The 13,672-nt window shown below is 42.5% G+C and carries 10 protein-coding genes; 8 read left to right on the top strand and 2 right to left on the bottom strand.

The window, feature by feature from the left end:
- The first annotated feature begins 10 nt into the window (after window positions 1-10).
- Together AN395_RS08765 and rimI are read left to right on the top strand one after the other, a co-directional pair.
- Window positions 11-316: a hypothetical protein gene (locus tag AN395_RS08765; RefSeq protein WP_054982744.1), complete on the top strand. Its 306-nt coding sequence runs from the start codon at window positions 11-13 to the stop codon at window positions 314-316.
- Window positions 303-770, top strand: coding sequence for a ribosomal protein S18-alanine N-acetyltransferase (gene rimI, locus AN395_RS08760; protein ID WP_029772791.1), 468 nt, complete (start codon window positions 303-305; stop codon window positions 768-770). The genes AN395_RS08765 and rimI overlap by 14 nt, the downstream gene beginning before the upstream one ends.
- A 48-nt stretch (window positions 771-818) precedes the next feature.
- Here rimI and AN395_RS08755 read toward each other — a convergent pair whose 3' ends face one another.
- Window positions 819-3,491 carry an ATP-binding protein gene (locus tag AN395_RS08755; RefSeq protein ID WP_054982743.1) on the bottom strand — a complete coding sequence of 891 codons (2,673 nt, stop codon included), beginning with the start codon at window positions 3,489-3,491 and terminating at the stop codon, window positions 819-821.
- A gap of 428 nt (window positions 3,492-3,919) precedes the next feature.
- A complete protein-coding gene (locus AN395_RS08750; protein WP_054982742.1) occupies window positions 3,920-4,588 on the bottom strand; it encodes a TetR/AcrR family transcriptional regulator in 669 nt (222 codons plus the stop codon).
- 239 nt (window positions 4,589-4,827) lie between these two features.
- On the opposite strand from AN395_RS08750, the gene AN395_RS08745 reads away from it, so the two are divergent.
- From AN395_RS08745 to pdxH, 6 genes are all read left to right on the top strand, one after another.
- Entirely contained in the window at window positions 4,828-6,336 is a 1,509-nt protein-coding gene (locus AN395_RS08745; protein WP_054982741.1) for an efflux transporter outer membrane subunit, read from the top strand.
- Entirely contained in the window at window positions 6,336-7,880 is a 1,545-nt protein-coding gene (locus tag AN395_RS08740; protein WP_054982740.1) for an MFS transporter, read from the top strand. Before AN395_RS08745 ends, AN395_RS08740 begins: the two co-directional genes overlap by 1 nt.
- Window positions 7,881-7,904: 24 nt before the next feature.
- Window positions 7,905-8,939 (top strand): HlyD family secretion protein, encoded by a 1,035-nt coding sequence (locus AN395_RS08735; RefSeq protein ID WP_054982739.1) that lies wholly within the window; start codon window positions 7,905-7,907, stop codon window positions 8,937-8,939.
- 289 nt (window positions 8,940-9,228) lie between these two features.
- Window positions 9,229-10,818, top strand: a complete 1,590-nt coding sequence (gene prfC, locus AN395_RS08730) for a peptide chain release factor 3 (RefSeq protein WP_004586154.1) — start codon at window positions 9,229-9,231, stop codon at window positions 10,816-10,818.
- Between the two features lie 62 nt (window positions 10,819-10,880).
- Window positions 10,881-12,623, top strand: coding sequence for an arginine--tRNA ligase (gene argS / locus AN395_RS08725; protein ID WP_054982738.1), 1,743 nt, complete (start codon window positions 10,881-10,883; stop codon window positions 12,621-12,623).
- A gap of 410 nt (window positions 12,624-13,033) precedes the next feature.
- Window positions 13,034-13,672 (top strand): pyridoxamine 5'-phosphate oxidase, encoded by a 639-nt coding sequence (gene pdxH, locus AN395_RS08720; protein WP_004586156.1) that lies wholly within the window; start codon window positions 13,034-13,036, stop codon window positions 13,670-13,672.

Raw genomic sequence — 13,672 nt, 5'->3', positions numbered from 1 at the left:
CTGAGTTGTTATGCATCCACATTACGCAGCTATTTTTGGTATAGAAAACCTTGAACTAAATCAGCATTATCGTCCTAAAAATACTGATCCTACTTTAGCCGTTTCACAAAGCACTCCAGCTGAGTCTTTAGCGCTGAGCAAACAGTTATTAAGTGATATACGTTTAAGTGCACCTTCTTTAACAATTAATCATGTTTTAAAAGGGCCAGACATACAGTTAACCGACGATAAACTTACACTACCAACCTCACAGCTCAGTGCTTCTGATAAGCGCGCTTTATGGGCTTTAATGAGCACACACCTTGATAAATTTTAAACCTGTAAACGAAAGCGCAATAGCACAATTAATGGCTATTGAAACTGCCTGCCACTCTCACCCTTGGTCTCTTAAAACAATGAGCTCTTGCATGGGCGGCCGTTACTTTAATTTAGCGGCGTTTGATGAAAACACCCTAGTAGGTTTTTATATAGGTGAAAAGGCAGGGCCTGACTTTACTCTTATGGATATATGTGTAACGCCCAGTGAGCAAGGTAAAGGCATTGCAAGGCAGTTACTTAGCCAGTTTATTGAATATGGCGAGCAGCAAAATGCTGAAAATCTTTTTTTAGAAGTACGCGAATCAAACGCGCGTGCAATAACGCTTTACGAACATGCTGGCTTTACGCAAATGTCGGTACGTAAAAACTATTACCCAAGCGATGAGCCCTCTAAGAATGGCTATGAAGACGCCATACTAATGGGTATGGCGCTTAACTTAGGGTTTAGTTAAAGGGTTAAATTAAGCGCTAAATAAACGTTTAAAGTAAAACACGCGCTTTTAGGCTGTTTCTTTACTTTTAGCTATGGTTTGCTCAATAGCATTAATTAAATTTACAATTAAGGTGGGACGCTGCGCTTGGTCATTACTAAGCAGGTTTTCTTCTAGTAGCGCTGCACTGTGGTAAATATCGTCAAAATTAAAGCAACCCGCACTGCCTTTTAGGCTATGAGCTACGCTTCGAAGTGCCTCTGCATCGTTACTGGCTTTTAAGCTGTTTACCTTTTGTAAGTAACTTGGCAGGTTAGCCACATAGTTATCGTTAATTTGCTGAAACTTTTCACTTTTTAGTAAACTATCCCACTTGTTCTGATTATCTTTTTCAAGGTTTAAGTAACTAACTAGCACGTTTTCAAGCGCGTCTTTATCAATGGGTTTTGCCAGCGCTTTATCGCAACCTGCCTCAATGTATGTGTCTATATCATGGTTCATTACATTGGCAGTAAGCGCGATAATGGGCCCATCGTAGGCTGCATGACGTAGCATTTTAGTTGCCTCAAGGCCGCCCATTACAGGCATTTGCATATCCATAATAATTAGCTGGTAGTCGTTTACTAACGCCATTTCTACTGCTTGTGCACCATTGTTAGCCATATCTGGCTCTAGGCCCCAGGTTTGTAAAAGCAGTTTTATAAGTAGCTGGTTATCGGGGTTATCTTCGGCAACTAATATGTTGGCATCAAAACTAGAAGTGGCAAACGACAAGAAAGGGTCTTTTTCTGGAATAAGCTGTGCTTGCTCAGTTAAAAGCTCTAGTGACTGTTTAGGCTCGTTAATATGGCAATCAACGGTAATAGCAAAGCGACTGCCTATGCCAATTTCGCTTTTTAAAGTAACATCGCCACCCAATAATTGCGCTAAGTTTTTAGAAATACATAAGCCTAATCCTGTGCCTCCAAAGCGGCGCGTGGTGGTGGCATCGGCTTGTTCAAAAGGTTTAAATATACGCTCTATTTGGTGCTCAGACATACCAATACCGGTGTCTTTAACCACAAATTCAAGCTGCTGCTTACTTTGCAAATAGTGCACACAAATTGACACCTTGCCTTGCTCGGTAAACTTTACGGCATTGCTGGCTATGTTTATCAAAATTTGTTTTAAGCGCGTCATATCACTATAAATAGTGCGCGGTAATGGCAGCTCGTAATGAATGCTAAACCCGAGTTGTTTTTCGTGTGCTAGCGGTTCAATAATTGATTCTATATCGTGAACCAGCTGCACTACATTAAGGGGGGCTTGCTCTACAGCGAGCTTTTCTGCTTCTATTTTAGATAAATCGAGTATGTTGTTTATTAGCTCTAATAAGTGTTTAGAGTTTCGTAAAATGGTATTTAAATGCTGTTTGTCGTTAACCACTTTATCGTTAATTAATAACTGCTCGGTAAAGCCCATAATGGCCGTAAGTGGGGTGCGAATCTCGTGACTCATATTTGCTAAAAAACGGCTTTTAAGCTGGTTAGCTTGCTCTGCTTGAGCTATGGCAAGTTCAAGCTGGCTGTTCATCGCTTCGAGCGCTTTAGTACGGCTTTCTACTTTGTCTTCTAGGTGGTGCTTATATTCTTCTAGCTGCTCTTGGTAGTGTCTAATTTGGTTGATCATGTGGTTAAAATCGTTAAACAACACCCCAACTTCATCATTTGTATGAGCAGGTAAATTTACCGATAAATCACCATCACCTACACGGTGGCTGGCGGCCCCTAAAAGCTCAATTGGGTTTAGCAGTAAATTGCGCACAACCACAAAAATAAGGATAGGCAGGGTGATCACCGAAATTATCACAATTAAGCCTGTGATTAAGCTAATTGCCTTACCCGATTGATAAAGCACGCCTTTTGGAATGGTTGATACAAAGTAATAACCGCCGCTCATTTGTACAGCAAATATCATTCTTTCTATTTTATCTATGCTCGAAAGCTCAATCGTCGAAAGGGTGCCTACATCGGCTAAATCGTGAACCTGCTCAAGCTCGTGCTCGGTAATATATTGCCCGCGTAAGCTGTAGTCTGAGCTAAATAAAATTTGCCCGTCGTTGGTTAGCAGTAAATTTAGGGTGTTGTTATAAGGCGCTTCTAAAATACTGGTGTTTAATATAGAAGGCTCAACTTGCAATACTATAAAGCCAAGTTGTTGTGGGCGTTTTAAATAGTAATCAACACTTTGTACGCGCTGTACAAAAAATAAGTTGGTGGTGCCGTCGTTGTTTTGCACCATAAATTGTTGTTGGCGCAAATTACTTTGCAGTACTTGCTTAAAAAATGGGTATGACTGCGGTGCGGTTGTTAAATTATTAGAATAATACGCGTCACTTTTACCACTGGCCGAGACTAAGTTAATACTAATTATATCTGGGTAGGCTTCGCTATAACTGGCAAAAACATCCATTAGCGCCCCTAAGCGGCGGGTATAGCTGCCATCAGCATGAATGTCGTTTGATAAAAAATCGTTTAAAACAGGCGAGGTAGACAGTAGTTTTGCTGTTGAATGAAACGAGTCTATGTAGTTGAAAACCTTTTGCTGTTGCTGCTCAACAAAGCGACTCATTATAAGATCAGCCTGCTTTTGTGTTGAGTTGGTTACGTTAGTTAATGTAAAACCACCTAAAAACAACAAGGGTAATATAACAAGCGGGGTTATATACCATAATAATCGAATACTTAACTTACTGGTTTTCATGACCAAACTACTTATCCTCCGTGCAATCTAGCAATGATATGCGTTACGACTTTATTACACAAGAAGCGTAAGCTGATTTGGGTTAATTTAGCGTAAAAAAAGTGTGTATATAATTGGTTTAAATACGGCTAGTGAGCACCGAAAGCGAGATTATCTTTTAAGGCGCTATATTTAGCTTTGTTTTAAATAAGTTAGCGGCTGCGCTGCTTGGTTTTTTAATTATATAGCTAACAGTGCAGTATCAATGCCTGTCATAAATTGAGCGCAAGGGGTAAACCCGTAGCGCTATTTTTATATTTATTAGTGTTTAGCACAATGCATTAAAATATGCGTTGTTAGGGCATTGGCATTGAGGGTAATTTAGCCACGCTTAAAATTAATGCGTGGCTTTAAAATGCTATTTATTTACAGTATTACACATTTAAAAATTAGTTCTTTTGAGTGTGGGCCGTACCGTAAGAGCGCACTAAAAAGTTTATTGCTACTTCTACCCAGCGGTCTATATCTTTTTTAAGCACAGGCTGATCGGGGTGAGTTAAGTACATTAAATGTAGCTCACTGCGCATTAAGGCAACAAATAGGTTAGTGGCTTCTTCAATGTTTAATTCTTCAAAATCCAGCTCTTTAGATTCCACTGCCGCTTTTAAATAATTAGAGACCTTGTCTTTTACCACCCGCGGGCCAGAGTTATAAAACATATGACCTAGGGCGGGTAAGCGGGGGGCTTCAGCAACAACAATTCGGTATAAAGCCATGGCCGTCTCTGATAGAGCGATTTGTAAATAAGCATGCCCAAGGCGGCTTAAGTTTTCTGTTAAGTTGCCTGGCTTAAACGTTATATTATCGATTGATGCTGTAAATATTTCGCATTCGCTTTTAATGACCGCTAAAAATAAAATTTCTTTATTTGCAAAGTGAGCGTAAACCGTCGATTTTGATACGCCTGCCTCACGTTGGATCATGTCGGTGGTTGCACCATTAAAACCATGAATTAAAAATATTTTACGTGCAGCGTGTAATACCGTTCGTGCTTTTGCACCAAGCTCTAATTCACTTGGAGGCAGAGTGTTTTGGGCATTAGTAAGCGTTTTTGTCATTACATATCACCTTGACATAATGTTAAATTACGCCTAGCATATCAAACCGAGCGGTACAGTTCAATTTGAGCTTTAAGTTAAGGGTGTTTTTAGCAGCTGTTAACTATCGGTATTACCCTGTTTAAATGTATTTAAGGTGTGACTAGGCAGCAATTAGCGTGCTTAGCTTTTTTTTGCTTATCACTCGAACCGAGCGGTACAGTACATAAATAATTGTGTTATTAATTTAGGATTTAAAAATGGCTAATCAGTGTCTTAATAAAAGACTTTTTAATTATTCGCGGCATCCAGCTATTGCGCTTACATTAGCTGTGGCTTTGTCGGGTTGTGTAGTGGGTCCTAACTTTGAAGAGCCTAATACAAATATAAACAACGATGCTATAAAGCCAACTCCCGAATTTACTCAGCTACAACGCGGTAATGCTGAATTGGCGTGGAATTGGTGGACAATTTTAAACGATCCTATTTTAACGGAGCTAGAGCGCAAAGCACAGTTAGGTAATCTTGACTTACAGCTAGCATCAAGCCGAATTGCCCAAAGCCGCGCGGCATTGGGTATTGCATCGGCAGACCGCTTACCCAGTGTATCTGCTGGGTTTGACTACAAGCGCGAAGGGCTGAGCGAAAATGGTAAGTTTGTTGCACTCGGTGCGCCCTCAGACCCTGATAACTTTTGGCAGCTTGGTTTTGATGCCAGCTGGGAACTTGATTTATGGGGCCGTAATAAACGTGTTGAAGAAGGGGCCGTTGCTATGCTGCAGGCCTCTTTGTATGCGCGTGAAGCCGCCCGTGTTAGCTTAGCTGGCGAGGTGGCTAAAACGTATTTGTTACTGCGCAGTGCACAAACGCAGCTAAACATAACACACGAAAACAAAACTATTGCAGAGCGTGTGTTAAAGCTTGCACAAAGCCGCGAAAAAAACGGTGTAAGTACACGTTTTGAAACAATTAGTGCAAAAGCAGAGCTGGCAACAATTAACGCTGCGCTACCAGAGCAAACGCAGCGTCGTAACGTGTTAATGAACGCGCTTGCGTTGCTAGTAGGTGAAAAACCACGTGCCTTAAATACTTTGTTAGCCGAGCGTATTGCTGCGCCTGTTATGCCAAGCGAAATCCCTTCGGCTATTCCATCAGAGTTTGTGAAACGCCGCCCAGATATTTTACAAGCGCAAGCAAACTTACACAGCGCTGTTGCCGCTATTGGCGCGGCCGAAGCGAATTTTTACCCACGCATTACTTTAACGGGCTCATTAGGAGTTGAAGGGTATGCGCAGAGTGATTTATCAACCTGGGATTCACGTGTTTTTTCAGTGGGACCAAATGTTTATTTGCCTATTTTTCAGGGTGGGCGCTTAAAGTCACAGCTTAAGCTTACTAAAGAGCGCGAGAAAAACGCGGCATTAACGTATCGTCAAACTGTACTAAAAGCGTGGCACGAAGTTGATAACGCAGTAGATGGCTGGGCTGCGCAGCAAAATCACCATCACAAAGTTGAAATTGCTCACGACTTTAATAAGCAGGCTTTACAAACCGTTGAAAGAGCCTACCAGCAAGGGGCAGCCGACTACCTTAGTGTTTTAACGGCGCAACGTAATTTATTAGCAAGCCAAACTAAGTTAAATAACAGTGCAACCAATGCCTCGATTGCGGTTGTAAATTTGTATAAATCTCTCGGCGGTGGCTGGAACCCAGACGCGTTACCTGAAAGTGCGCTTGCGCCAATGTCAGCCAAGGCGGAGGGCGAGTAATGAATGCAGTCACGATTAATGTGCCTTTACAAAATGCAGCACCTGTTGCTAAGCCCGCAGGGCCATCAAAACAAGCACTGGCTGGGTTATTAGGCATTTTTATTGCCGCTATGATGGCGGGTTTAAATAACCGAGTAGGGGCACTTGGATTAGCAGATGTGAGGGGCGTAATGGGGGCAAGTTTAGATGATGCCTCTTGGCTTTCAAGCGCCTATACCGTTGGGGAGCTAATCGCTATGCCTTTTGCTTCTTGGTTTGCCATTACGTTATCGGTTAGACGCTTTCATATTTTTATGGTGACTATATGTGGCGTTATTGCGGCAATTTTGCCTTTTATTCATGATTTAAACTTATTAATTGCACTGCGTTTTGTGCAAGGAGTAAGTAGTGGCGCACTCATACCTATATTAATGATGGCTGCACTTAAATTTTTACCCCCTAACATACGTTTACACGGTTTAGCGCTTTACGCCATGACCGCTACATTCGCTCCAAATTTAGCTATTTGGCTAAGCGGGCAGTGGGCTGATGTGTTATCGGACTGGCGCTGGATTTACTGGCAAGTTATTCCGCTTTGTATTATTGCAGGCTCACTAACTGCGTGGGGGCTCCCAAAAGAGGGCGTTAAATATGCGCGCTTTAAAGAAGGAAACTGGTTAGGCCTAGTATGCGGCGTATCGTCTTTGACGTTAATTGCCATCGCGCTTGATCAAGGTGTGCGTTTAGATTGGTTTAATTCATCGCTTATTAGTGTGTGTTTTTTTGGTGGGCTAATTTTATTTGGCTGCTACGTATTAACCGAATGGCATCACAAAGCGCCGTTTATGAGACCGCAATTATTAGGCCGACGCAATCTAGGTATTGGTTCTGTACTGCTTACCATGTTGTTAGTGGTGTTGATGTCGGGCTCAATGTTGCCCTCAACCCATTTAGCCAGTTTGCATAGCTATAGAGCACTACAGCTAGCACCAGTAGGGTTATTAATTGCGCTACCACAACTTGTACTTGGCTCGGTAGTGGCACTGCTTTTATATAAAAAATGGGTAGATGCCCGCATTGTGATGTCAATTGGATTATTTTTAATTGCGCTGGCCTGTTTTAGCGGCGCACAAATTACGCCTTTATGGCATCGCGATCAATTTATCACAGCGCAGCTGTTGCAAGCATTTGGCCAGCCCATGGCTGTGGTCTCTATTTTATTTTTAATGACCAGTGTACTAGACCCAAGCGAAGGGCCGTTTTTTTCGGGAACCATAAACACATTACGTGTGTTTGGCTCGCTTATTGGCGGGGCTGTTGTGGGGCAGCTATTAACGGTGCGCAGTCATTTTCATAACGAAATGCTATTAGATCGCGCCTCACTGGTCGGTAACTCATTGGCAAACACCATACCTAATGATCAATTAGGTGGCGTTATTGCCCAGCAATCGTTAGTGATGTCGGTAGGTGATGCCTACTTGGTGCTTGGTGTGTTAGCACTTGTATTAATTCCGCTGGCGCTATGTATGAACTTTGTACCAGCCCCGAATCTTAGTAAATCTTAAATTTTAATCGTTGAGTAATATATTATGGCCTTACCAAAAGTAGTTAAATTAACCGTTGCAGCAACTATACTTGCCGTTGTTGCAGGCAGTATTATTTATCTTAATAAACCGGAGTCGCAAAGTGCAACTCAAACAACTGACGATGCCTACGTGCAAGCCGACTTTACCTTTGTGGCGCCTCAGGTATCTGGCACGGTAGATCAAGTACTCATTAAAGATAACCAGCGAGTACAAAAAGGCGATTTAATTGCCACCATAGATAATCGCGATTTTGTAGTGGCCCTAGATTCTGCTAAAGCCCAAGCTAATAGTGCTAAAGCAAGTGTAGCTAGCTTGCAAGCTAAGTTAACTTATCAAGATTCGTTGGTACAACAAGCGCAAGCTGCGGTAGAGGCCGACACTGCATCACTTAAATTAGCGCAGTTAAATTTAAAGCGTTATACCAACTTAGCAACCGATGGCTCAGGCACTGTGCAAGCACGAGAAGAAGCACAAGCAAAGCTGGCTATTCAAAAAGCAAACTTGCATAAAAACCAAGCAGGCCTTGCGGCAGCAAAGCAGCAGATTGAAATTTTACGTGCCGATATTGAAAAAGCCAAAGCTGTGCTTGTACAAGCTAAAGCACGTGTAGTAGATGCCGAACTTAAGTTATCGTACACCCAAATTACAGCGCCTATTGATGGCATAGTTGGCCAAAAATCGGTGCGTGTAGGGGCGTATGTAAACCCAGGCAGCCCGCTATTGGTTGTTGTACCCCTTGATAAAGTGTTTGTTAGTGCAAACTACCGTGAAACTCAACTAGCTAATGTAAAAGTAGGCCAAGAAGTTGAAATAAAAGTAGATGCACTACCAGGGCAAATTTTACGTGGCCACGTTGATAGCCTAAGCCCTGCCAGTGGCGTGAGCTACTCAGCCATTGGTGCACATAACGCCACGGGAAACTTCACCAAAATTGTGCAGCGTTTACCGGTTAAAATTAGCTTAGATGCAAACCAGCCGGCGCTTAAGCAGTTACGAGTAGGTATGTCGGTGGTGCCAAGTATTTCAATAACGCAGTAGCACATTGCGTTAATTACAGGGCCAGTAACCATGTTGCTGGCCCTTAAAATTAGTTACTCCTTCCTTTTGCATACAAAGCCAAGATATTTTTGAGTTAGATAGCACACTTTTATACCGACTCCTGTTACAATTGCCACTATTAAAAAATTAGCTATATGGCGTTAATTGTTGTCAATTTATTCACACTAAATTGCTCAAAGCCCAGTTAATAACGATCAACTTAACGGGTTGCCTTGCATACACTCAATGTTATGCATGTAACTTGGCATCAAACTAAAAGAACTTATTAATGGCAGACCAGAATATTATCAACGAAATTAGCAAGCGAAGGACTTTTGCAATCATATCGCACCCGGATGCTGGTAAAACCACCATCACCGAAAAAGTACTTTTGTTCGGACAAGCGATTCAAAAAGCCGGTACTGTAAAAGGCCGTGGCTCTAATCAGCATGCAAAGTCTGACTGGATGGAAATGGAAAAAGAGCGTGGTATATCGGTTACTACCTCTGTAATGCAGTTTCCGTATAACAATGCGCTGGTTAATTTACTTGATACCCCTGGACACGAAGACTTCTCAGAAGATACTTACCGTACATTGACCGCGGTAGATTCGTGTTTAATGGTTATTGATGCCGCAAAAGGTGTAGAAGAACGTACCCGTAAGCTAATGGAAGTTACGCGCCTACGTACCACGCCTATTGTTACCTTTATGAATAAGTGTGACCGTGATATTCGTGACCCAATGGAACTACTTGATGAAGTAGAAACAGAGCTAAATATTGCCTGTGCGCCTATTACTTGGCCAATTGGTTGTGGTAAAGAGTTTAAAGGTGTTTATCACATTCATAACGACGAAGCGGTTTTATACAAAACAGGCCAAGGTCATACTATTCAAGAAGTTCGCACTGTAAAAGGCCTAGATAACCCAGAGCTTGATACCGCCATTGGTGAAGAACTCGCTGAGCAATTACGTGAAGAGCTAGAGCTGGTAATTGGTGCCTCAAATGAGTTTGATCTTGAATTGTTTTTAGCGGGTGAGCTTTCACCGGTGTACTTTGGTACAGCCCTTGGTAACTTTGGTGTAGACCATGTACTTGATGGTTTAACGCAATGGGCACCAACGCCATTACCGCGAGAAACAGATGACCGCCAAGTAATCGCAACAGAAGAAAACTTTACCGGTTTTGTGTTTAAAATTCAGGCAAACATGGACCCTAAACACCGTGACCGCATTGCCTTTATGCGTATTGTGTCGGGCAAATACAGCCAAGGCATGAAAATGAACCACGTACGCCTTGGTAAGCAAATTAGTATTTCTGATGCGGTAACCTTTATGGCGGGCGATCGTGAGCGTGCAGCAGATGCATATGCGGGCGATATTATTGGTTTGCATAACCACGGTACCATTCAAATTGGCGATACCTTTACGCAAGGCGAAAAGCTTAAATTTAGCGGTATTCCTAACTTTGCGCCTGAGCTATTTCGTCGTATTCGTTTGCGCGATCCGCTTAAGCAAAAGCAGTTATTAAAAGGCTTAGTACAACTTTCTGAAGAAGGTGCTGTACAGGTATTTAGACCGCTTACTAACAACGATTTAATTGTAGGCGCGGTAGGTGTACTACAGTTTGATGTAGTTGTAGCGCGCTTAAAAGCTGAGTACAACGTAGATGCAATTTACGAAGGCGTAAATGTAAATACGGCACGTTGGGTAAGCAGCGACGATGTTAAAAAGTTTGAAGAGTTTAAACGTAAGTGCGAAAGCAACTTAGCACTCGATGGTGGCGATAACTTAACTTACATAGCACCGAGCCGTGTAAACCTTAACTTATCGGTAGAGCGTTACCCAGAGGTAACCTTTAACCATACGCGCGAAAACTAGAATCGACTGACTAAAGTTAACTGAAAGCCTGCTATGGCGGGCTTACAAAGGTAAATAATATAATGAACATTCGTACTATTTTAGTAGAAAAAGCCATTGCCGCCATGACCGCAGCAGGCCTACCAGAAGACACAAACCCAGCTGTTACACAAAGCACACGCCCACAGTTTGGTGATTACCAAATTAATGGTGCAATGGGCGCCGCTAAAAAAATGAAAAGCAACCCACGTGAGCTTGCGCAAAAAATTATTGATAACCTAGATGTAACCGACATCGCTGAAAAAACAGAAATTGCCGGCCCTGGTTTTATTAATATTCATTTAAAGCCTGAGTTTTTAGCCAACAGTGTAAAAGCAGCAAACAACGATGCAAAACTGGCTGTAAACGAGCACGCAAACCCGCAAACTGTCGTGGTAGATTACTCATCACCTAACCTTGCAAAAGAAATGCACGTAGGCCATTTGCGTTCAACCATTATTGGTGATGCCATTGTACGTGCGCTTGAATTTAGAGGCGACAAAGTCATTCGTCAAAACCACATGGGCGATTGGGGCACACAATTTGGTATGCTAATTGCGCATTTAGAAGATCAAATTAGCCAAGGCGTAGACTTAGAGTCGGTAGCGCTTGCTGATTTAGAAACGTTTTACCGCGATGCTAAAAAGCGTTTTGACGATGAAGAAGGCTTTGCCGATAAAGCCCGTGACTATGTAGTTAAACTACAAGGCGGCGACGCGCACTGTGAAAAGCTATGGAAGCTATTTATAGCGACCTCTGTTAAGCACTCTGAAGAAGTTTACAAACGTCTAAATGTAACGCTTACCCAAGACGATATTATGGCTGAAAGTGCTTACAACAGTGAGCTTAACGATATTATTAGCCTGTTAAAAGATAAAAACATAGCGGTAGAGTCGCAAGGCGCACAAGTGGTCTTTTTAGATGAACTTGCTAATAAAGATGGTGAGCCATCGGCGTTTATCGTGCAAAAATCTGGCGGCGGCTTTTTATATGCAACCACCGATTTAGCCGCGTGTAACTACCGCTCAAATACCTTAGGCGCTGAGCGTATTTTAATATTTGTTGATGCACGCCAAAGCCTTCACTTTAATCAAGTGGAGCTTACCGCACGTAAAGCAGGCCTTTTACGCGATGAAACCAGCTATGAGTTTTGCCCGTTTGGCACCATGATGGGCGCCGATGGTAAACCATTTAAAACCCGTACAGGTGGTACAGTAAAACTTGCTGATTTACTTGAAGAATCAATTAGTCGTGCAGCAACAAAACTTGCTGAGCGTGAATCTGATTTATCAGATCATGATCGCAGCGAAATTGCGCGTAAAGTAGGTATTGGCGCTGTTAAATACGCTGATCTTTCTAAGCATCGTACCAGCGATTACATATTCAACTGGGACACCATGTTAAGCTTTGAAGGCGCAACAGCACCTTACTTACAATATGCTTATACTCGTGTGCGCAGTATTTTCCGTAAATCAGGTGTCGATGCCGCTACGCTAAATGCAGATGTAGCTATAGCTGAGCCGCAAGAAAAAGCACTCGCGCTTAAACTGCTTCAGCTTGAAGAAGTCCTTGATTTAATGATCTCTGAGGCTACTCCGCACGTACTATGTAGCTACTTATACGAGCTAGCTAGCCTATACATGACATTCTATGAAGCCTGCCCAGTACTAAAAGAAGGCGTAGAGCCAAGCGTACGTGACAGCCGTTTAGTGTTATGTAATTTAGTGGCAGATACACTAAAAACAGGATTGGATCTGTTAGGCATTGAAGTCATGGAGCAAATGTAATCACCGTCGTATTTTAACCTAATACTGCGTTATCCACCCCAACTTACCCTAATCACATACAAATCGTATGCTCATAGGGATAAGTAGGAGGTGGATGCCTTGTCTTAGGCTAAACTACATAGGTGATCCTTCTGCTGCGTGTAGTTCGCTTTGACTGCGTTGTCGTGCTTTTTTAGCCTAAGTCACATACTAACTGTATGCTCCTTGGCATAAAAAAGCACTTCGCCTTGTCAGCACTCCTACACTTGCAGATATATAGGTTTGCACCGTAGGTTGGGTTGAGTGAAACGAAACCCAACATTAACCAAGCACTAACCCAAAATATAAAATTGTTCTTATTACTGATTACTATTGATTGCCTGACCTTAACTTACCCACATACGCTTTAATAAACAGAGAAGGATTTGTTTATGAAACTCGAAGACATCCGCCGTGAATACCTGCAAGACGCGCTAAGCGAAGATAACTTGCAAGATGATCCATTCAAACAATTTGAAACGTGGCTTGAGCATGCTGTGGGCAGTAATATCCCAGACCCAACGGCCATGGTTGTGGCAACGGTTGATGAAACCGGGCAACCTTCACAGCGTATTGTATTGTTAAAACATTTAGATGATAACGGGTTTGTATTTTTTACTAATACCGGCTCACGTAAAGCGCAAGAGCTAAAAGGCAATAACAAAATATCGCTGCATTTTCCGTGGCATCATATGGAGCGCCAAGTGATTGTATACGGCGAGGCAAAACCATTACCGACGGCTGCAGTCGCTAAATATTTTTTATCGCGCCCTAAAGAAAGCCAATTAGCAGCATGGGCCTCAGCGCAAAGCAGGCCAGTCTCATCGCGCAAAGTGCTTATGGAAACCTTTGCTAATATGAAGAGTAAATTTGCTAATGGTGAAATTCCATTGCCTGATTTTTGGGGCGGTTACTGCGTAGTCCCTTCTAAAATAGAGTTTTGGCAAGGTGGCGCACATCGTTTACACGACCGCTTTATATATCAGCGCCAAACCGATAATAGCTGGCAAATAACACGTTTAAACCCTTAA

It is taken from the genome of Pseudoalteromonas sp. P1-30, assembly GCF_001400005.1.
Lineage (GTDB): Bacteria > Pseudomonadota > Gammaproteobacteria > Enterobacterales > Alteromonadaceae > Pseudoalteromonas > Pseudoalteromonas atlantica.
This window is presented reverse-complemented; position numbering and strand designations above follow the sequence as displayed.